Source organism: Micromonospora sp. NBC_01740 (assembly GCF_035920365.1).
GTDB lineage: Bacteria > Actinomycetota > Actinomycetes > Mycobacteriales > Micromonosporaceae > Micromonospora > Micromonospora reichwaldensis.
In genome coordinates, this window is the sequence record NZ_CP109150.1 from 4,757,252 (window position 1) to 4,777,971 (window position 20,720).

Here is a 20,720-nt window from a genome sequence, read left to right on the forward strand (position 1 = left end):
GGGAGCCGCCCGCACCCGGCCCTCCAGCGGTCGGGGGCGACGCCTCGCCGGCCCCGGCGATACGGTGTGGCGCGTGGACGAGTCGAACATCGGGGCGTTGCGGGCCGTCACGGTCGACGGAGTGGCCCTGGCCTATCGCGTCGCCGGCGACTCGACCGACCCACCCATGGTGCTGCTGCACGGCCTCGGCGAGGACGAACGCGACTGGCACGGCGTCCTGGCCGCGCTCGCCGCCAGGCACCGGGTGTACGCGCTGGACCTGCGCGGCCACGGCCGCAGCGACCACCCCGGCCGGTACTCGCTCGAGTCGATGCGCGACGACCTCGTCGGGTTCCTCGACGCGGTGGGGGTCGAGCGGTGCGTGGTGATCGGCCACTCCATGGGTGGGGCCGTGGCGATCCTGCTCGCCGAGGCCGCCCCGCACCGACTCACCCACCTGATCCTGGAGGACGTGGCAGCACCCCGACCGGGCGCTTTCGAACGGCCGCCCCTGCCCCCGCCGGACGCGCCCACGCCGTTCGACTTCGCCGCCGTCAACGCCATCCGCGCCCAGCTCAACGACCCCGACCCGGCCTGGTGGGACCGTACCGACGCCGTCGACGTGCCGACCCTGGTGGTCGGCGGCGGCCCGGACAGCCCCATCCCGCAGCAGCTGCTCGCCGAGATGGTCGACCGGATGCCCGACGCCACCCTCGTCACGATCCCGGCCGGGCACGACGTGCACGCCAGCCGGCCGGCGGAGTTCCTGGCCGCGGTCGACGGCTTCCTCGCCGCCCGCGCCCAGCACTGAACCGCCCGACCCGTGGCGTCCGCCCGCCGGGGCCCGCAGCCGGCGAGCGGTCCGGCGCTGCCCCGCTGAACCGGCACGGAGACCGCACTAGTCTTGCCCAGCGGGACCGGGTCGAAGGGAGCAGGTCAGATGGGGGAGCGGTCGATGCGGGAGGCCGCAGCGCTGTTGGCGCAGGCGCGGCGCGTCGTGATCTTCACCGGCGCGGGCGTCTCCGCGGAGAGTGGTGTGCCGACCTTCCGCGACGCCCTCACCGGCCTGTGGCGCAGCTTCGACGCGCAGCGGCTCGCCACGCCGGAGGCGTTCCGCGAGGATCCCGCGCTGGTCTGGGGCTGGTACGAGTGGCGACGCGCCACAGTGCGGCGGGCCCGCCCGAACGCCGGTCACGTGGCCGTGGCCGCGATCGAGGCACGCGTACCCGGCGCGGTCGTCGTCACGCAGAACGTCGACGACCTGCACGAGCGCGCCGGCTCGGTCGCGCCGATCCACCTGCACGGCAGCCTCTTCGCGCCGCGCTGCTCGGCCTGCGCCCGTCCGGCGCCGATGCCGGACGAGGCTGTTGAGGAACCGGACGACGGCCGGCGCGTGCCTCCGCCCCGGTGCGCGCACTGCGCGGGCCCCGTCCGGCCCGGGGTGGTGTGGTTCGGTGAGGCGTTGCCGACCGCCGCGTTGGAGGCCGCCGTGGAGGCGGCGTCCACGTGCGACCTGCTGGTGACCGTGGGCACCTCGGGCCTGGTGTATCCCGCCGCCGAGATCCCCCAGGTGGCTGCCCGCTTCGGCGCCACCGTGCTGCAGGTCAACCCGCAGGAGACGCCCCTGGACGCCGTGTCCGACGTGAACCTGCGCGGTCCGGCCGCCCAGGTGCTTCCCGCCCTCGTGCACGCCGCCTGGGGTGCCGATCCGGCGTGACGACGCGCGGGAGCATCCGGTGCGGGACGGCCGGCCGGGCCATGTCGTGGGCAGGCGCCTCGGTTGCCGGTTCAGCCCCACCAGGGCCGGCGTACCGCTGACGTAGACTGTCGGCGGTCCAGCCCCGGCCGTCCGACACGCGCCGGCTGGCGGCGGAGTGTGTTTCCGTGTCACTGAGGCGCTCCGTCGAGGTCGGACGTGGCGCAGTCGCCGGACGGGGCGGGCGGGAGAGGTGAGGTGGCCGTGCGCGGTCCTGCGATGACGGACGTGGCTCGCCTCGCCGGCGTCTCGCACCAGACGGTGTCCCGGGTCCTCAACGGGCACCCGAACGTACGCGAGCAGACCCGGCTGCGGGTCCAGGCGGCCATCGCGGAACTCGGCTACCGGCCCAACCGCGCGGCGCGGGCGCTGGTCACCGGCCGGTCCCAGGTGATCGGCGTGGTCGCGCAGAACACCACTCTCTACGGCCCGGCCTCGCTGCTGGCGGCCCTGGACCAGGCGGCCGCCGAGGCGGGGTTCGCGGTCAGCGTCGGCAGCGTGAGCGACCTCGACGACCAGTCCATCTCGGCGGCGGTGGAGCGGCACCTCGCGCACCGGGTCGCCGGCATCGTGGTGATCGCGCCGGTCGAGTCGGCGGGGGAGGCCCTCGAACGGCTCCCCAAGGACGTTCCGCTGGTCACCGTCGACGGCGACCCGCGCCGTCCGGTGCCCCTGGTCACGGTCGACCAGGTCGCCGGTGCCCGCGCCGCCACGCAGCACCTCCTCGACGCCGGGCACCGGACGGTCTGGCATGTCTCCGGGCCGGCGGACTGGTTCGACAGCGCCGGCCGGATCGACGGATGGCGGGAGACGTTGCAGGCGGCGGGCGCCGAGTTGCCGCCGCTGCTGCCGGCGGACTGGTCGGCGGCAGCGGGGTACCGGTGCGGACAGATGCTGGCCCGGATGCCCGAGGTCACCGCGGTCTTCACCGCCAACGACCATCTGGCGCTGGGCGTGCTGCGGGCGTTGCACGAGCACGGCCGGCGGGTGCCGGACGACATCAGCCTGGTGGGCTTCGACGACGTGCCCGAGGCGGCGTACTTCATCCCGCCGCTGACCACCGTGCGGCCCGACTTCGCCGCGGTCGCCCGGGCGAGCCTGGACCTGCTGCTGGCACAGATGGAATCCGACATCACCGGCCCGCTGCGGCAGACGGTCGCGCCCTCCCTGGTCTCCCGTCGCAGCGTCGCCGCCCCGCCACGGCGCTGATCCCGCCGGAGATCCACTTCATCACCACCTGCGCCACCGCGACGTCGCCCTGTGCGTCGAGCGCGACGACGGCTCGACGCTCTTCCGCGGCGACGCCGACCGCGCCTCCGCCACCTTCCACCCGGAGTAGACGGTCCGCGAGCCTGGTGCGGGGGTCGCATTGGTCTGTGTCTATTGACAGGAGAGCCGCCTCGGCCCGACGCTGAGAGAGCGCTCTCTCGCGCCGCCCACCACCCCGAGGAGGACCTTTCGTGAAGCTTCGAAGAAGGCTGCTCGCCGCCGTGTCCGCGCTGGTCGCCGCCGTCCCGGTGACCCTCGCCGCAGCCCCCGCCCACGCCGTCGGCCCCGCGCTGCTGCCCGTCACGGTCACCAACAGCACCGGCCGGGGTGAGGCCGTCCACCTCTACGTGATCGGCGTGCAGCTCTCCAGCGGCCGCCTCGGCTACGTCAACCAGGGCGGCACCTTCGTCCCGTGGTCGGGCGGGCAGCTCCCGCCGTCGCCCGCGCCGGACGCGTCCATCCCGGGGCCCGGAAACGGCGGCAGCACGACCATCCGTTTCCCGCGCGGGTTCTCCGGCCGCGTCTACTTCTCCTTCGGCGAGAAGCTCAAGTTCTTCCTCACCCCGGACGGCCTCGTGCAACCCGCCCCATGGGCGGCCGGCGACGCCAACCGCGACATCCTGTTCGACTGGAGCGAGTTCACCTACAACGACGCCGGACTGTGGCTCAACAGCTCACAGGTCGACATGTTCGCGGTGCCGCACGCGGTCACGGTGACCGGAGCCACCGGCGTCACCAAGCGCACCGGTGACGTCGTCGCCGGGGGCCGCAACGCGATCATCGAGGGCATCCGGTCCCAGTCGGGCTGGGCCAACACGGTCCACACCCGCTCCGACGGGACCGTGTTGCGGGTCCTCGCGCCCGGCAAGGCGGCCGGCGCCGGCCTGTTCAGCGCCACCTACCTGGACTCCTACATCGCGTCGGCCTGGAACGCGTACACGACCAGGACGCTGACCGTGGTGCCGTTCGCCGACCAGCCGAACACCCGCTACTTCGGGCGGACCTCGGGCAACGTCATGACCTTCACCAACAGCGCCGGCCAGCGGGTCGCCTCCTTCAACCGGCCCTCCTCGGCGAGCGTCTGGGGCTGCGACGGGGACCTGCCCGCACCCAACGACCCGGTCGTCGGCCCGATCTCCCGGACGCTCTGCGCCGCGCTGAACCGGGGCACGCTCGGCACCATCGACACCCAGCCCAGCACCGACGCCGCCCAGTTCTACCGCAACAACCCGACGAACCACTACGCCCGCGTCATCCACGCCAACATGACCGACGGCAGGGCGTACGCCTTCGCCTTCGACGACGTCGGCGCGTTCGAGTCGCTGGTCCACGACGGCGACCCCCGCGCGGCCGGACTCGTCCTGAGCCCGTTCGGCGCCGGGAGCGGCGGACCGGGGAACCCCGGCAGCGCGGTGCCCGTGCTGAGCAACTGGAACAACAAGTGCATCGACGTGCCGAACTCGAACTTCGTCGACCGCGCGCAGTTGCAGATGTGGAACTGCAACGGCACCGCCGCGCAGAAGTGGACGTTCACCGGCGACACCCTGCGCAGCCAGAACAACAAGTGCATGGACGTCGACGGCGGCGCCACCGGCAACGGCGCGGTCGTCCAGCTCTACACGTGCAACGGCACGGGCGCACAGCGGTTCACCCTGACCGCGACCGGTGACCTGGTCAACATCCAGGCCGGCAGGTGCGTCGACATCCGGGAGTGGAACAGCGCCGACGGCGCGAAGCTCCAGCTCTGGGACTGCGCCGGCACCGCCAACCAGAAGTGGCGCAAGGGCTGACCCGCTCGGCGGATGGCGACGACCCGTCGCCATCCGCCCCCGGCCCGGACCGTCGGGGCGACCGACGTCCGTCTCGCCCGCTGTGCCATCGTGGTCCTGCCATCGCCACGCGCCCCCGGCAGGTGCCACGACGCCGCCGCGCCGGCCGTGGCGTCGACGGGAGGGGGAGCGGCGATGGGGGAGCAAGGGTCCGGGCCGCTCAGCGGCATCCTCGTGGCCGACTTCTCCCGGATCCTCGCCGGACCGTACGCGACCATGCTCCTCGCCGACCTCGGCGCCGAGGTGGTCAAGGTCGAGGGGCCCGGCGGGGACGACACCCGGACCTGGCTGCCGCCCGTGCGGGAGGGCACCTCCACCTACTACCTCGGTGTCAACCGCAACAAGCGGTCCATCGCCCTCGACCTCGCCGACCCCGACGACCTGGCCGTCGCCCGGGAACTGGCCCGCCGCGCCGACGTCATGATCCAGAACTTCCGGCCCGGCGGCCTGCGGCGCTTCGGCCTCGACTACGACAGCGTCGCCGCCGTCAACGAGCGGATCGTCTACGCCTCGATCAGCGGGTTCGGCGCCGGTGCCGGCGCCAACCTGCCCGGCTACGACCTCGTGGTCCAGGCCGCGTCCGGCCTGATGAGCCTCACCGGCGAGCCGGACGGCCCGCCCTACAAGGCCGGGGTCGCCGTGTTCGACGTGATCGCGGGCCTGCACGCTGCCGTCGGCATCCTCGCCGCCCTGCACCACCGCGACCGCTGCGGCACCGGCCAGCACGTCGAGGTGGACCTGCTCTCCTCCGCGCTGTCCGGCCTGGTCAACCAGACCAGCGGCCACGTCGCCGGCGGCGCGACGCCGTTCCGGATGGGCAACGGGCACCCGAGCCTGTTCCCGTACGAACCGCTGCCCACCGCCGACGGCGACCTCGTCGTCATCGCCGGCAACGACGGCCAGTTCCGCAAGCTGTGCCAGGTCCTCGGCCTGCCCGAACTGCCCGACGACCCCCGGTTCGGGCGCAACCAGGACCGCACGGTCAACCGGGAGACCCTGCGGCCCCTCCTGGTCGCGCGACTGGTCCTGCGCAGCCGCGACGAGTGGTTCCGGGACCTGCGCGCGGCGGGCGTGCCGTGCGCCCCGATCAACACGGTCGCCGGGGGCGTCGACCTGGCGCGGGAACTCGGGCTGGACCCGGTCGTCACCACCGGCGGCGTGCCCGGCATCCGCCACCCGATCGGCCTGAGCGCCACCCCGGCGCGCTACGACCTGCCGCCGCCGGGCCTCGACGAGCACGGCGACGAGATCCGGAACTGGCTGGCCGGCTGACGCCCGCCCGAGTGACCCACGCCTGCACGCCCGGCTGACGCCCGCCCGAGTGACCCACGCCTGCACGCCTGGCTGACGTCCGCCCGCCTGGCTGACGCCCGTCCCCGTCCGGCCGGTTGTCGGACCTCGCCCGGCTGCCGCGTCCCGTCCGCGTGCTCCGGCGGAGGGGGCGCCGGTGAGCGGCGTCACCGCCGCAACCCGGCCGCGTGAAGAGCGCGTCAAGAAACGCGCCGCCGCCGTCATGATCGCGTGATGACCCCTGTCCCTCGCGCGGGCACGGAGTTTCGATTGCCCGGCACGGCCGGAAGGCGGTCGTGACGAGCGGTTCCGGCAGAGGAGTCAGTGTGTCCGACGTGGTGTTCGTCCTGGTGACGGTGGGGCTGTTCGCCGCACTCGCCCTCGTGGTGAGGGGCGTGGAGAAGCTGTGAACGTCGTCGATGCCGTCGGCCTGGTGCTGGCGCTGGGACTGGGTGTGTTCATGGTGGTCGCGCTGCTGTTCCCGGAGCGCTTCTGATGTCCGCCACGACAGCCGGCGCCCTCTTCGTCCTGTCCCTGGTGGCGGCCCTGGTCGTCGTCCACCGCCCGTTCGGTGACCACCTGCACCGGGTGGTCGCCGGAACCCGGCACTCGCGCGTCGAGCGGGGGATCTACCGCCTGGTCGGGGTCGACCCGGCCGCCGGGCAGACCTGGGGCGTGTACGCCCGCGCCGTACTGGCCTTCTCCGCCGTGTCGATCCTGTTCCTGTACGCGTTCCAGCGCTGGCAGGACCACCTGTGGCTGTCGCTCGGCCTCGACCCGGTCGTCGCCCACGGCGCCTGGAACACCGCCGTGTCGTTCGTGACCAACACGAACTGGCAGTGGTACTCGGGCGAGTCGACGATGGGCCACCTGGTGCAGATGGCCGGCCTGGCGGTGCAGAACTTCGTCTCCGCCGCCGTCGGCATCGCCGTGGCGGTGGCCCTGGTCCGCGGCTTCGCCCGCAGCCGCACCGGTGAGCTGGGCAACTTCTGGGTCGACCTGACCCGGATCACGCTGCGGGTCCTGCTGCCCGTCGCGGTCCTCGGCGCGCTGGTGCTGATGGCCGGCGGGGTGGTGCAGAACCTCTCCGGCGGCACCGAGGTCGCCACCCTGACCGGCGGGACCCAGACGGTCACCGGCGGGCCCGTGGCCAGCCAGGAAGTGATCAAGGAACTCGGCACCAACGGCGGCGGCTTCTACAACGCCAACAGCGCGCACCCCTTCGAGAACCCGAGCCCCTGGACGAACTGGATCGAGATCTTCCTGATCCTGCTGATCCCGTTCAGCCTGCCGCGCGTGTTCGGCCGGATGGTCGGCCAGACCCGGCAGGGCCACGCGATCGTCGCGGTCATGGCCGTCCTCGCGCTCGCGAGCGTCGCGCTGACAAACGTCTTCGAGCTCGCGGCGGGCGGCACCGTCCCGCAGGCCGTCGGCGCCGCCATGGAGGGCAAGGAGGTGCGCTTCGACGTGTCGAACTCGGCCACCTTCGCCGCCGCGACGACGCTGACGTCGACCGGGGCGGTGAACTCGTTCCACGACTCGTACACCGCGCTGGGCGGCATGATGACGCTGGGCAACATGATGCTCGGCGAGGTCGCGCCGGGCGGCGTCGGCGCCGGCCTCTACGGGATGCTGGTGCTCGCCGTGATCACGGTGTTCGTGGCCGGGCTGATGGTCGGCCGCAGCCCCGAGTACGTGGGCAAGCGGATCGGCTCCCGCGAGATCCGCTTCGCCTCGCTGTACTTCCTGGTCACCCCCGCCCTCGTGCTGATCGGCACGGCCACCGCCTTCGCCACCGGCAACCACGCGACCGCGCTGAACGTCGGCCCGCACGCCCTCACCGAGGTGCTGTACGCGTTCACCTCCGCCAGCAACAACAACGGCTCGGCCTTCGCCGGCATCACCGTGAGCACGCCCTGGTGGAACACCGCGCTGGGCCTGTGCATGCTGCTCGGCCGGTTCCTGCCGATCATCTTCGTGCTCGCCCTGGCCGGGTCGCTGGCCCGCCAGCGACCCGTACCCGCCTCCGAGGGCACCCTGCCGACCCACCGGCCCCTGTTCGTCGCGATGGTCGCCGGCGTCACGGTGATCCTCGTGGCGCTGACCTTCCTGCCCGCGCTCGCCCTCGGCCCGCTGGCCGAAGGGCTGTGACCCCGATGAGGAAAGAGACCATGACCGTCGACACGCGGGCACCCGAGGCCCGGGCCGACGCGGGCACCCCCGCCGTACGCGGTGGCCGGGGCGGCGGCCTGCTGGACGCGCGGCAGCTGCTGCGGTCGCTGCCCGACGCGCTGCGCAAGCTCGACCCCCGCACCCTGTGGCGCAACCCCGTGATGCTGATCGTCGAGATCGGCGCGGCCTGCACCACCGTGCTCGCGCTGGTCGACCCGTCGGCGTTCGCGTTCGCCGTCGCGGCCTGGCTGTGGCTGACCGTGCTCTTCGCCAACCTCGCCGAGGCCGTGGCCGAGGGGCGCGGCAAGGCACAGGCCGCCAGCCTGCGCCACGCCAGGAAGGACACCGTGGCCACCCGCCTGCGCGACTGGACGCCGGGCGCCGCGGCCGGCACCTACCGCGACGAGGCGGTGCCCGCGCCGGAACTCGCGCAGGGCGACGTCGTCCTGGTGGCGGCCGGGGAGCTGATCCCGGGCGACGGCGACGTGGTGGAGGGCATCGCCAGCGTCGACGAGTCGGCCATCACCGGCGAGTCCGCCCCGGTGATCAGGGAGTCCGGTGGCGACCGCAGCGCAGTCACCGGCGGCACCCGGGTGCTCTCCGACCGGATCGTCGTACGGATCACCCAGCGGCCGGGAGAGAGCTTCGTCGACCGGATGATCGCGCTGGTCGAGGGCGCCAACCGGCAGAAGACGCCGAACGAGATCGCGCTGAACGTCCTGCTCGCCGCGCTCACCGTCGTCTTCCTGCTGGTGGTGGCGACCCTCCAGCCGCTTGGCGTCTTCGCCAAGGGCCACCAGGCGGCGGCGCCCGACAACGGCGCGATCACCGACGCCGGCGTGACGGGCGTGGTGCTGGTGTCGCTGCTGGTCTGCCTCATCCCCACCACCATCGGCGCGCTGCTGTCGGCCATCGGCATCGCCGGCATGGACCGCCTGGTCCAGCGCAACGTCCTGGCCATGAGCGGCCGGGCCGTGGAGGCGGCCGGCGACGTCGACACCCTCCTGCTGGACAAGACCGGCACCATCACCCTCGGCAACCGGCAGGCCGCCGGGTTCCTGCCCGTCGACGGCGTCGACGCGAGTTTCGTCGCCGACGCGGCGCAGCTGGCCAGCCTCGCCGACGAGACCCCCGAGGGCCGCTCGGTGGTCGTCCTGGCCAAGCAGGAGTTCGGGCTGCGCGAGCGCGAGCCCGGTCTGCTCCCGCACGCCACGTTCGTGCCGTTCACCGCGCAGACCCGGATGAGCGGCGTCGACCTCGACCCCGACGGGAGCGCGCTCCGGCCGGCCCGGCGGATCCGCAAGGGCGCCGCCTCCGCCGTCACCGGGTGGGTCCGCGAGCACGGCGGCGAACCCGCCGGGCAGCTCGGGCGGATCGTCGACGAGATCAGCGGCGCGGGCGGCACCCCGCTGGTGGTCGCCGAGCACGTCGACGGCGAGCCGGCCCGGGCCCTGGGGGTGATCCACCTCAAGGACGTGGTCAAGGCCGGCATGCGGGAGCGCTTCGACGAGATGCGCCGGATGGGCATCCGCACCGTGATGGTCACCGGCGACAACCCGCGTACGGCCGCGGCGATCGCCGCCGAGGCGGGCGTCGACGACTTCCTCGCCGAGGCCACCCCCGAGGACAAGCTCGCCCTGATCCGGCGGGAGCAGCAGGGCGGCCGGCTGGTCGCGATGACCGGCGACGGCACCAACGACGCCCCCGCCCTCGCCCAGGCCGACGTCGGCGTCGCGATGAACACCGGCACGTCGGCCGCGAAGGAGGCCGGCAACATGGTCGACCTGGACTCCGACCCGACCAAGCTGATCGAGATCGTGGAGATCGGCAAGCAACTGCTGATCACCCGGGGCGCGCTGACCACCTTCTCGATCGCCAACGACGTGGCGAAGTACTTCGCGATCGTCCCCGCCATGTTCGCCGGCATCCACCCGGGCCTCGACGCGTTGAACGTCATGCGGCTGGCCAGTCCCGAGTCGGCCATCCTCGCCGCCGTCGTCTTCAACGCCGTGGTCATCGTCGCCCTGATCCCGCTGGCCCTGCGCGGTGTGCGCTACCGGCCGGCGTCGGCCTCGCGGCTGCTGCGCCGCAACCTGCTGGTCTACGGCCTCGGCGGCATCGTCGTGCCGTTCGTCGGCATCAAGCTCGTCGACCTGCTCCTGCAATTCCTCCCGGGGGTCTCCTGATGCGTCTGCCCACCTGGCTCTCCGCACACGTGGCCGCGCTGCGCGCGCTGCTGGTCTTCACGGTGCTGCTCGGCCTGGCCTACCCGCTCGCCCTGGTCGGCGCCGGTCGGCTGCCCGGCCTGCGCGACAGGACGGACGGGTCCCTGCTCGCCGCCGACGGCCGGCCGGTCGGCAGCGCCCTGATCGGCCAGGCGTTCACCGATGCCGACGGTGCGCCCGTGCCCCGGTACTTCCAGTCCCGGCCGTCGGCCGCCGGCGACGGCTACGACCCGACGGCCACCGCGGCGTCCAACCTCGGCCCGGAGAGCGTGGTCGACACGCTCGCCGTGGACCCGCGCGCGTCGAGCCGGAGCCTGCTCAGCCAGGTCTGCGCCCGCAGTCGCGCCGTCGGCGAACTCGACGGCGTCGACGGCCGGCGTCCCTACTGCACCCCCGACGGCGTGGGGGCGGTGCTGGCGGTGTTCCGCGCCGACGGGCTGACCGGCACCGTCACCCGGGTCGTCAGCGTCAACCAGAGCGCGCCGGCCACCCCGTTCCTCGCCGCGTACGAGGGGGTGGCCGTGGAGCTGGCCCGGCCCGGCGAGGACCTCGTGGCCGCCGGCGCTCTGATCGTGCCGGTGCGGGGCGACGCGCCACAGACCCCCGCCGTGCCCGCCGACGCGGTCACCGCCAGCGGCAGCGGCCTCGACCCGCACATCAGTCCGGCGTACGCCGACATCCAGGTGGCCCGGGTGGCCCGTGAGCGGGGCGCGGACTCGGCGGCGGTCCGGCGCCTCGTCGCCGCGCACACCCGGGGCCGGGTGCTCGGGTTCATGGGCGCCCCCGCCGTCGACGTGCTCGCCCTCAACCTCGCCCTCGACGAGGCGCTGCCCGTCGCGTGAGGGCCGGCGTGGGGTGGGGCCGGGCGTCCCGCCCCACCCGTGGTCCGTGGTCCGACGACCGGCCGTGCCGGTGATCAGGGAGGATGGCTGCGTGCCCAGGGGAGAACTGCGCATCTACCTCGGGGCCGCGCCCGGCGTCGGCAAGACGTACGCGATGCTGGAGGAGGCCCGGCGGCGCGCCGAGCGCGGCACCGACGTGGTGGTCGGCCTGGTCGAGACCCACGGTCGCGCCCAGACCGCCGCGATGGTCGGCGACCTGGAGGTGCTGCCGCGTCGGGTGGTGACCTACCGCGGCGCCGCGTTCACCGAGATGGACCTCGACGCGGTGCTGGCCCGGCGGCCCGAGGTCGCCGTGGTCGACGAACTGGCCCACACCAACGTGCCCGGCTCGCGTCACGAGAAGCGCTGGCAGGACGTGCGGGAGCTGCTCGACGCCGGCATCACCGTCCTGTCGACCGTCAACGTCCAGCACCTCGAATCGGTCAACGACGTCGTCGCGCGCATCACCGGCACCACCCAGCGCGAGACGGTGCCCGACGCGGTGGTCCGCGCCGCCGAACAGGTCGAGCTGGTCGACATGACCCCGGAGGCGCTGCGCCGCCGGATGGCGCACGGCAACATCTACCGGCCGGACCGGATCGACGCGGCCCTGGGCAACTACTTCCGCGTCGGCAACCTCACGGCCCTGCGCGAGCTGGCCCTGCTGTGGCTGGCCGACAAGGTCGACGAGCAGCTCGGCGCCTACCGCGCCCAGCAGGGCATCTCCGAGACCTGGGAGGCCCGCGAGCGGGTGGTGGTGGCGCTCACGGGCGGACCGGAGGGTGCGCCGCTCATCCGCCGCGCCGCGCGGGTCGCGGCCCGCAGCAAGGGCGCGGACCTGCTGGCCGTACACGTCGCCCGCAGCGACGGGCTGGCCGGCGCCGATCCGGCGCAGCTCGCCCGGCAGCGCGTGCTGGTGGAGAGCCTCGGCGGCACGTACCACCAGGTGCTCGGCGCCGACATCCCGGCGGCGCTGCTCGACTTCGCCCGGGGCGTGAACGCCACCCAGCTGGTGCTCGGCGCGAGCCGGCGCGGCCGGTTCGCGCAGCTCTTCTCCCGTGGCGTGGGGGTGACCACCACGGCGCTGTCCGGGCCGATCGACGTGCACCTGGTCACCCACCCGGAGATGGGCCGGGGGCGGCGCGGCGCGGGCGTGCCGGCCGCGCTGTCGCGGCGGCGCCGGCTGCTCGGCCTCGGCCTTGCCGGGCTCGGCATGCCGCTGCTGACGGTGCTGCTGCGGGCCCTGCCGGACCTCAGCCTCACCAACGACATCCTGCTCTTCCTCACCGGCGTCGTCGGGGTCGCGCTCGTCGGCGGGCTGTGGCCGGCGCTGGTCGCCGCGCTGGGCGGTTCCCTGCTGCTCAACTGGTTCTTCACGCCCCCGTTCCGCACGCTGACCATCGCCGAGGCCGACAACCTGCTCGCCCTGGGCGTCTTCGTCGCCGTCGCCGTCGCCGTCAGCGGGGTCGTCGACGTCGCGGCGCGGCGCACCAGGGAGGCGGCGCGCGCCTCCGCCGACGCGCAGACGCTGGCCACGGTGGCCGGTGGCGTCCTGCGCGGCGAGCGGCCGCTGCCGGCGCTGCTGGACCGGCTGCGCGAGACGTTCGGGCTGCGCGCGGTCAGCGTCCTCGAACTCGTCGCCGACGCCGGGGGACGGCCCGGGCACGCCAGCGAGGACGGGGCGTGGCGGATCGTGGCCAGCGTCGGCGAGGACCCGGCGGGCAACCCGGGCGCGGGCGAGACGGCCGTGCCGGTGGACGACGGGCTCACCGTGGTGCTTTCCGGCCGGCGGCTGGAGGCGGCGGACCGGCGCGTCGTGGAGGCGTTCGCCGCGCAGGCAGCGGTCGCGCTGCGGCAGGAACGCCTCGCCGAGGAGGCGGCCAGCGCCCGGCCGCTCGCCGAGGCCGACCGGATGCGTACGGCGCTGCTCGCCGCGGTCAGCCACGACCTGCGTACGCCGCTGGCCTCGGCGAAGGCCGCGGTGAGCAGCCTGCGCAGCCACGACATCGAGTTCGACGCGGACGACCGGGACGAGCTGCTGGCCACCGCCGACGAGTCCCTGGACCGGCTCGGGCGGCTCGTGGCGAACCTGCTGGACATGAGCCGCCTGCAGGCCGGTGCCCTCGGCGTGACCCGCGTGCCGATCGGGCTGGAGGACGCGGTGCCGAGGGCCCTGGACGAGCTGGGTCCGCAGGCCGCCGACGTCGGCACCGACATCCCCGCCGACCTGCCCGCCGCCGTCGCCGACCCGGGGCTGCTGGAGCGGGTGCTGGTCAACATCGTCGCCAACGCCCTGCGGCACAGCCCGCCCGGGCGGCCCCCGGCCATCACCGCCAGCGCCCACGCCGGCCAGGTGGAGCTGCGCGTCATCGATGTCGGTCCCGGCATCCCGCAGGACCAGTGGGAGCACGTCTTCCTGCCGTTCCAGCGCCTGGGCGACCGGGACAACGCCACCGGCGTCGGCCTCGGCCTGGCCCTCTCCCGCGGCCTCGCCGAGGCGATGGGTGGCAGCATCACTCCCGAGACCACCCCCGGGGGCGGCCTCACCATGGTGCTGCGGTTGCCCGCCGCCACCTCGAGCGCCGCGGAGGGGCAGCAGGAATGACCCGCATCCTGGTCGTCGACGACGAGCCGCAGATCGTCCGTGCCCTGCGGATCAACCTGCGGGTCCGGGGCTACGAGGTGCAGGCCGTCGCGACCGGCACGGCCGCGCTCAAGGCAGCCGCCAGCGACCCGCCCGACCTGGTGGTGCTCGACCTCGGCCTGCCCGACATCGACGGGGTGGAGGTCATCCGGGGCCTGCGGGGCTGGACGCACGTCCCGATCATCGTGCTCTCCGGCCGCGCCGGCAGCCAGGACAAGGTCGCGGCCCTGGACGCCGGCGCCGACGACTACGTCACCAAGCCCTTCGGCATCGACGAACTCCTCGCCCGGATCCGCGCCGTGACCCGGCGACTGCACGTCAGCGCCGACGCGACCACCGCCACGCTGCGCGTCGGCCGGCACACCGTCGACCTCGCCGCCCGTACGGTCACCCGGGACGACGGCGCCGACGTCCGGCTCACCCCAACCCAGTGGGGGGTGCTCGAACAGCTGCTGCGTCACCCGGGCAAGCTCGTCAGCCAGCGCCAGCTCCTGCACGACGTCTGGGGTCCCGAGTACCAGAACGAGACCAACTACCTGCGCCAGTACATGGCCCAGCTGCGCCGCAAGCTGGAGGACGACCCGGCCCGCCCGCGCCACCTCATCACCGAGCCCGGCATGGGCTACCGGTTCCGGCCCTGAACGCGACGGAGGCGCCGCGCGTTCCGGGGCGCCGACCGCCGGCCGCGGGGGTGCGGCCGGCGGTTGACGCGCGGGGTGCGCGGCGGCTCAGCGGCCCTGGAGGGTCCGCACGTTGTCGCCGAAGGTCCAGCCCTTCGACCCGTCCCAGTTCAGCGACCAGGTCATCAGGCCCTTCAGGCCACCCCGGTAGGTGTTCCACGCCTGGGCCACCGTCGCCGGGGCCATGTGGCCGCCCCCGGCGCCGGGCTGCGCCGGCAGTCCGGGGACCTGCTTGTCGTACGGGACCCGGATGGTGGTGCCCTGCACGACCAGCCCGGCGTTGAGGCAGTCGGTCTGGGCGGTGAAGCCCTGCACGGTCCCGGCCGGGTAGGAGTCGCCGGAGCAGCCGTACATGCTGCCGTTGTAGTACTGCATGTTCAGCCACCAGAGCCGGCCGTTGTCGGCGTACCGCTTGATGATCGGCAGGTACGCGCCCCAGATGGAGCCGTAGGTGACGCTGCCGCCGGTGACGTACGCGGTCTCCGGCGCCATGGTGAGGCCGAAGCCGGCGGGCATCCGCGCCAGCACCCCGTCGATGATGCGGATCAGGTTCGCCTGCGACGGGGAGAGCTGGGAGATGTTCCCGCTGCCGGTGAGCCCGGTCTCGATGTCGATGTCGATGCCGTCGAAGTTGTACCGCTGGAGGATCGGTACGACGGTCGCGACGAACCGGTCGGCGACGGCGGCCGAGCTGAGGTCGATTCCGGCGGTCGCGCCACCGATCGACAGGAGGATGGTCAGGCCGGCCGCCTTGGCGCGGCACATCTCGGCGGGAGTGGGCACCTTGACGGTGGCGTCCATGCCGTCCTCCCAGAGCACGGTGCCGTCGGCGCGGATGACGGGGAACGCCGCGTTGATCACGTTGTACCCGTGCGCGGGGATCCGGGCGTCGGTGATCGGGATCCAGCCCAGCGGCGGGTGGACGCCGTTGGCCGCGCCGTCCCAGTTCTCCCAGTAGCCCTGGAGCACCTTGCCGGCCGGCTTCGGCTTGCCGGCGCAGGTGCCCGGGCCGGGCGGGGTCGGCGTCGCGGTGGGCGTCGGCGTCGGGGTGGGGGAGGGCCCCGACGTGGCGGTCGGGGTGGGGGAGGGTGTGCCGCCGCCGGCGCAGGCGCCGAGGTCGGTCCAGAGTGAGGGCGTCGCGGCGGGGTTCCAGCCGGCGCCCGGCGGGGGCGTGTGCGTCACCAGCGCCTGGTAGGAGCGCCCCGCATAGCTGACCCGGCTGCCGGCGGCGTACGTGGTCCCCTCGGCCCAGGCCGGCGCGGTGCAGGCCGCGGCGGCGACGTCGGGGGCGGTCTTCGCGGCGGCGCGGCCGTGCACGGCGGGCATGGCCGCCAGGGTGGCGGTGAGCGCCGCGCCGGCCAGCAGGGCGGGCATCGTACGTCGAAGTCGCATGGCATTCCTCCTCGTCGATGGCGGGAGGCTATCAATTAACTTTGTTTAATGTAAACGGTGGGCGGGGGTGGCGTGCCGGCGAGGCCGTAGCGGGGCGGCCGACGCCTGCCGGAGGAGGCCGGTAAAACTTTTCGCCAATATCGACGATGGCCGTGGAGCTAATCTCCGGAACGGGATACCCTCCGGTGGACACCTGCCGTCCATCGTGGAGGAGATCGAGCATGCGTAAGTTGATGTCGGCGGTCGGAGCCGGAGCGATGCTGACCGTGGGCCTGCTCGCCGGCGCGAGCCCGGCGCAGGCGGCGAGCTGCACGCTCGTGCAGTCCGAGATCTACAACGGGGCCAACATCATCGCCTGGTCGCAGGGCCTGCAGGGCTGCTCCGGCGACGTCTACTGGGAGATCCAGTCGGGGGACGCCGGCGGCTGGCAGGTCGCGCAGAGCGGCACCACGCACTACGCCAACGAGGTACAGAGCTACTACGGCGACGTCGAGCTGCCGTGTTACCTGCGGGTCTACGCGAAGTTCGGCAGCCAGGAGAAGCTGACCCAGCCCGCGCGCAACAACAACTGCGCCGGCTGACGACCGGGTCGGACGGGGCGGGGTGCGCGCCCCGTCCGACCCGGACTCCCGCAGGGGTTACGCGGCGGGATACCGCGTGACGTAGACGGGCTCGCCGACCCGCGTCGTGTCGGCCGCCGCGCCCACGCCGTTGACCACGTGGTCGATCGTGCCGGCGCTCAGGTTCACGGTCATGACGTGGTGCAGCCTGACGCCCGGGGCGGCGGGGACCTCGAAGCCGTTCTCCGTGCGGATCGACGGGTTGTTCTGGTTGAACACGTAGACCCCGCCGCCGTGCAGCGTGTGGTGCCGCACCCGGTCGCCGACCTTGTAGCCGGCCCAACCCCTGGTCTTGCCGTTCATCCAGTCGGCCTGCGTCGGCGGGTCGTACGGCAGCTCGTTCTGGTAGAGGACCGTCGTGCCGTGCTCACCGTTCCAGACCGTGTTGTACCGCTGGAAGTGCTCGACGAACAGGCCGGTGGCCGTCACGTGGTCGCCGTTGATGACGGCGCCGTAGCGACCGGTGTTGGTCCGCCAGCGGTCGGTGTCGCCGTTGACGCCCTCGGTGAAGCCCTCGACGCCGTGGTCCCCGCGCCACACCCAGGTGTGGTCGATCAGGACGTGGTCGGCGTTGACCTCCAGCGCGGTGTGCGTCCTGCCGATGTGCGGCCCGCCGACGCGGAAGTACACGTCGGAGAGCGTGATCGGGTTGCGCGGGGTGCTGGCGTTGCGGCCGTGCTCGCGCCCCACCCGCAGCAGCACCGGCGACTCGGTCGGGCCGGCGTCGATGGTCACCCCGGCGACGACGACGCCGGGCACGCCGGCGACGTCCAGCGGTACGGCGCCGTTCACGGCGGTGAGCGTGGCGTGACCGATGCCGAGCACCACGGTGTCGGGCCGTCGGACCTCGATGCTGCGGGCGATGTCGTACACGCCGGGGGTGAGCAGCAGGTGCTTGCCGCGGGCGAGCTGGGCGTTGATGACGTGCACCGGATCGGACGGCTTGGCGATGAAGAAGTCCCGGATGCCGATGGTGCGCCCCGGCGTCATGCCGTCGCCCCAGGAGATGCCCCGGCTGTCACGCCGGACGGCGGGGACGCGGACCTGGTAGCGGCCCCGGTCGTCGACGAACAGGTACGGCTTCTCCCTGCTCAGGGGCGTGGTGTCCAGCGTGGTGTACGGCGGGTCGGGAAAGTCGGCGTCGTCGGGGGCGCCCACGGTGCCCGCGAAGACCTGGTTCCACACCGCGTTGGACCAGCTCTCGACCTCGCTGTTGCGGGTGAGCCACTGCTGCTGGGAGCCGTTGGTGGTGGCGGGCAGCCGGGAGTCGGCGATGAAGCCGCCGCTGGCGTACTGCGGGCCGGCGGTGCAGTAGTCCATCAGGGACAGGCCGCCGCCGCTGATGTCGAGACGGCGCATGGACACCGCCTGGGAGACCGCCCAGAAGTTCGCCGAGGAGCGGCAGCCGTCCTGGCCTGTGGCGTTGACGGACAGCGACAGGTTGGACAGGGTGCGCCAGAAGTTGACCAGGGCGATGCAGTTGCCGGTCCCGCCGCCTTCGAGGCAGCGGTTGTAGGTCTCGATCTTGCCGTTGACGGTGACGTCGGTGGGGGAGGCGCCCAGGCCGGAGACCTCGGTGTAGTAGCCGACCTTCACGTGCAGGGGCTGCGTGTCCGTACCGTAGCTGCCGGGCTTGAAGAGGTACGCGTGCCGCGCGGTGCCCATCTCGGCGTCGACCTGCCGGGCGTGCGCCCCGTCGAGGGTCGCCTGGATCTCGGCGACCGGTGTGTCGGGGTCGAAGATCGTCACGTTGGGCCCGAAGTCCGGGGCGCCGTGCCGGGCCGGTCCGGCGGCGGCGGCCGTGCCGGTGGTGCTGGCGACGGCCGTCAGCACCAGGCCGAGGGCGAGCGTCCGGCGGAGCCGCCGTCGCGGGTCGGGGGACTGCATTCTCATCGTTCGTCCTCTCCGCCGGCCGGGGCGGGTGCCGGGCTCGGCGACGTGGTGGGGGAGGTGTTCCGGCGCGGCCCGGGTGGGCGCGCCGGTGGCCGGACCGCGGTCGTCGTCGACCTGCCTCGTGGGGGCGGCGGCGGGGGACGACGCCTTTGTGAGAGCGCTCTCTCGCCATCGCGACTTCTATCACGCCGTGAAAGAAGGGTTGGCATGTTTCTACCCTGTCGATCCGCCCGGCGCTACTGCTGCGCCGCCGCGATCAGGGCGGGTTCTCGTGGAGCGACCGCGCCGGGCCGCGCACCGCACGACGCCGGTGGCGTGCCCCTCGCGGCTCGATCGATGTCGGTGTCGGCCGTCGATGGTAGGAATGTGCCTTCCGGTACGGGGGACGGCGGAGGCGCTCGCGGGCCTCGACTTCGCCGACCATCACCGTGGCAAGGAGCTGATGGGCCTGGTCGCGGTGCAGCGGTTCACCGGCCACGGCATCACCGCCGAGGACCTTGCCCGGATCGAGTCCGCCGACGTCGCCTTCCGGATCCTGCCGGACCCACCCACGCTGTAGCCGCGCCGGCCGCAGCCCGGTGTGTCGTGTCAGGGGTGTCGTCGGCCGCGGTCGCGCTGCTGCGTGTGGTGTGGGCCGGTCACCCGTCGACGACCAGTCGGACCGTCACCGTGTCTCCCACCGCCAGCCCCTCGGCCCGTCGCACGGCCGCCTTCACCGGCACGATGTAGCGCCCGTCCTTGGGAAACAGCGACGTGCTCCAGCCGGTCTTCCCGATTCGGGCCGCGACCGGGATCATGCCCCAGCCGTAGCTCACGCCCGCGGATCGCGCGGCCAACTCCTGGCAGCCGTCCTCGGGGACGGTGACGAAGTGCCACGGCGCAGGGCCCCGCCAGAACCACAGCTCACCACCGAACTCCAGGTCCATCGGCTCAGCATAGGAGCGGGCACCGACTTCCTCGGGACGGGCGGAGTGCCGCCGGCCGGTCCCGCGCCGGCCCGGCGGCGCTCGCGTCGGCAGCGCCGATGGGGCAGCATGCACCCGTGCTCCTGATCGTCGCCTCGGACCCGCTACGACCGCGCCACCCTGACGCCCACTTCGCACCGGAGGCACGCGCCGCCCGGGAGGCCGGCGTCGAGGTTGCTGTTGTCGACCACGACGCGTTGACCCGTGGTGACGACGTGTCGCGGGCGGTGTCGCGGGTGAGGGCCGAGGGCGTCGCGGTCTACCGCGGTTGGATGCTGCGCGGCGAGCAGTACGCCGCCTTCGCGGACGCGTTGGCCCGACGGGGCGTCAGCCTGCGTACGAGCGCCGAACAGTACCGGCGCGCCCACGAGCTGCCGGGCTGGTACCCGGACCTGATCGAGCTGACGCCACGCTCGGCGTGGACGGTCGGCACCGAGCGTGCCGAATTCGACCGGGCGAGGCGTGCGCTCGGGGGCGGGGCGGCGGTGCTGCGCGACTTCACCAAGTCGATGAAGCACCACTGGCACGAGGCGGCGTTCATCCCGGATCTCGACGACGGTGATGCCGCCTGGCGGGTCGCCAGCCGCTTCCGCAACCTGCGCGGCGACGACCTCGTCGGCGGCCTGGTGCTGCGCCGGTTCGAGCGGTTCACCACCGCCGAGGTCCGCACGTGGTGGGTCGACGGCGTCTGCGTCCTCGTCGGCGCCCATCCCGACAGTCCGCACGACACGCCGCCGGAGGCGTTCGACGCGGGCCCGGTGAGCGGTTCGGTGGCGGCGCTGGGGCTGCCGTTCGTGACCGTGGACCTGGCCCTGCGCGCCGACGGCGTCTGGCGGATCGTCGAACTCGGTGACGGGCAGGTCAGCGACCGGCCGTCCACCATCGACCCGGCCGCTCTGGTCGACGTCCTGCGTCGCGGATCCTGACCTCCGAAACTTCCGGTGCTCCGGTAGGCGTCGGTCCGGCTCGCGGGCAGGGTGTGACCCTGCCCGATGCGGCGATGCGGCGCACACCCGTCGGAAGAATCCGATAACCGGGCGTTGAGGTTCCGGAGATGTTCCGATACGGTCCGATGGAAGGGCTTCGATCAACTCACGGTGTCGAGGATGCTGACGGCGGCGTGGT

General features: G+C 73.4%; 17 protein-coding genes. 14 read left to right on the forward strand and 3 right to left on the reverse strand.

The window, feature by feature from the left end:
* Positions 1–166: 166 nt before the first annotated feature.
* The 11 genes from OG989_RS21105 to OG989_RS21155 all read left to right on the forward strand — a co-directional run bounded on the left by OG989_RS21105 (position 167) and on the right by OG989_RS21155 (position 14,686).
* A complete protein-coding gene (locus tag OG989_RS21105; protein ID WP_327031215.1) occupies positions 167–790 on the forward strand; it encodes an alpha/beta fold hydrolase in 624 nt (207 codons plus the stop codon).
* A gap of 144 nt (positions 791–934) precedes the next feature.
* Positions 935–1,696 carry an SIR2 family NAD-dependent protein deacylase gene (locus OG989_RS21110; RefSeq protein ID WP_327028164.1) on the forward strand — a complete coding sequence of 254 codons (762 nt, stop codon included), beginning with the start codon at positions 935–937 and terminating at the stop codon, positions 1,694–1,696.
* A gap of 258 nt (positions 1,697–1,954) precedes the next feature.
* Positions 1,955–2,944, forward strand: a complete 990-nt coding sequence (locus tag OG989_RS21115) for a LacI family DNA-binding transcriptional regulator (protein WP_327028165.1) — start codon at positions 1,955–1,957, stop codon at positions 2,942–2,944.
* Between the two features lie 251 nt (positions 2,945–3,195).
* Positions 3,196–4,794 (forward strand): glycoside hydrolase family 64 protein, encoded by a 1,599-nt coding sequence (locus OG989_RS21120; protein WP_327028166.1) that lies wholly within the window; start codon positions 3,196–3,198, stop codon positions 4,792–4,794.
* 174 nt (positions 4,795–4,968) lie between these two features.
* Positions 4,969–6,105, forward strand: a complete 1,137-nt coding sequence (locus OG989_RS21125) for a CaiB/BaiF CoA transferase family protein (protein ID WP_327028167.1) — start codon at positions 4,969–4,971, stop codon at positions 6,103–6,105.
* Positions 6,106–6,529: 424 nt separating this feature from the next.
* A complete protein-coding gene (gene kdpF, locus OG989_RS21130; RefSeq protein WP_151452733.1) occupies positions 6,530–6,619 on the forward strand; it encodes a K(+)-transporting ATPase subunit F in 90 nt (29 codons plus the stop codon).
* Complete coding sequence (kdpA, locus tag OG989_RS21135; RefSeq protein WP_327028168.1) at positions 6,619–8,274, forward strand: potassium-transporting ATPase subunit KdpA; 1,656 nt, start codon at positions 6,619–6,621, stop codon at positions 8,272–8,274. Before kdpF ends, kdpA begins: the two co-directional genes overlap by 1 nt.
* Before the next feature lie 20 nt (positions 8,275–8,294).
* Positions 8,295–10,481 (forward strand): potassium-transporting ATPase subunit KdpB, encoded by a 2,187-nt coding sequence (gene kdpB / locus OG989_RS21140; RefSeq protein ID WP_327028169.1) that lies wholly within the window; start codon positions 8,295–8,297, stop codon positions 10,479–10,481.
* Positions 10,481–11,362 carry a potassium-transporting ATPase subunit C gene (locus OG989_RS21145; protein ID WP_327028170.1) on the forward strand — a complete coding sequence of 294 codons (882 nt, stop codon included), beginning with the start codon at positions 10,481–10,483 and terminating at the stop codon, positions 11,360–11,362. Before kdpB ends, OG989_RS21145 begins: the two co-directional genes overlap by 1 nt.
* 91 nt (positions 11,363–11,453) lie before the next feature.
* A complete protein-coding gene (locus OG989_RS21150; protein WP_327028171.1) occupies positions 11,454–14,006 on the forward strand; it encodes a sensor histidine kinase in 2,553 nt (850 codons plus the stop codon).
* The gene (locus OG989_RS21155; protein ID WP_151452738.1) at positions 14,003–14,686 is read left to right on the forward strand and encodes a response regulator; all 684 of its coding nucleotides are present in this window, start codon (positions 14,003–14,005) and stop codon (positions 14,684–14,686) included. The genes OG989_RS21150 and OG989_RS21155 overlap by 4 nt, the downstream gene beginning before the upstream one ends.
* 87 nt (positions 14,687–14,773) lie before the next feature.
* Here OG989_RS21155 and OG989_RS21160 read toward each other — a convergent pair whose 3' ends face one another.
* On the reverse strand, positions 14,774–16,117 hold the full coding sequence (locus tag OG989_RS21160; protein ID WP_327028172.1) for a carbohydrate-binding protein: 1,344 nt from the start codon (positions 16,115–16,117) through the stop codon (positions 14,774–14,776).
* Positions 16,118–16,338: 221 nt separating this feature from the next.
* On the opposite strand from OG989_RS21160, the gene OG989_RS21165 reads away from it, so the two are divergent.
* Positions 16,339–16,698, forward strand: coding sequence for a hypothetical protein (locus tag OG989_RS21165; protein ID WP_327028173.1), 360 nt, complete (start codon positions 16,339–16,341; stop codon positions 16,696–16,698).
* A gap of 57 nt (positions 16,699–16,755) precedes the next feature.
* Here the strand turns inward: OG989_RS21165 and OG989_RS21170 are convergent, their stop codons facing one another.
* Entirely contained in the window at positions 16,756–18,624 is a 1,869-nt protein-coding gene (locus OG989_RS21170; protein WP_327031216.1) for an adenylyl cyclase, read from the reverse strand.
* 370 nt (positions 18,625–18,994) lie between these two features.
* Between OG989_RS21170 and OG989_RS21175 the strand changes: the two genes are divergently transcribed.
* Entirely contained in the window at positions 18,995–19,189 is a 195-nt protein-coding gene (locus OG989_RS21175; RefSeq protein WP_327028174.1) for a hypothetical protein, read from the forward strand.
* A gap of 79 nt (positions 19,190–19,268) precedes the next feature.
* On the opposite strand, the gene OG989_RS21180 is transcribed toward OG989_RS21175, so the two are convergent.
* Complete coding sequence (locus OG989_RS21180) at positions 19,269–19,556, reverse strand: DUF1905 domain-containing protein (protein WP_151457058.1); 288 nt, start codon at positions 19,554–19,556, stop codon at positions 19,269–19,271.
* Positions 19,557–19,672: 116 nt separating this feature from the next.
* On the opposite strand from OG989_RS21180, the gene OG989_RS21185 reads away from it, so the two are divergent.
* Positions 19,673–20,521 (forward strand): ATP-grasp domain-containing protein, encoded by an 849-nt coding sequence (locus OG989_RS21185; RefSeq protein WP_327028175.1) that lies wholly within the window; start codon positions 19,673–19,675, stop codon positions 20,519–20,521.
* Positions 20,522–20,720 lie beyond the last annotated feature (199 nt).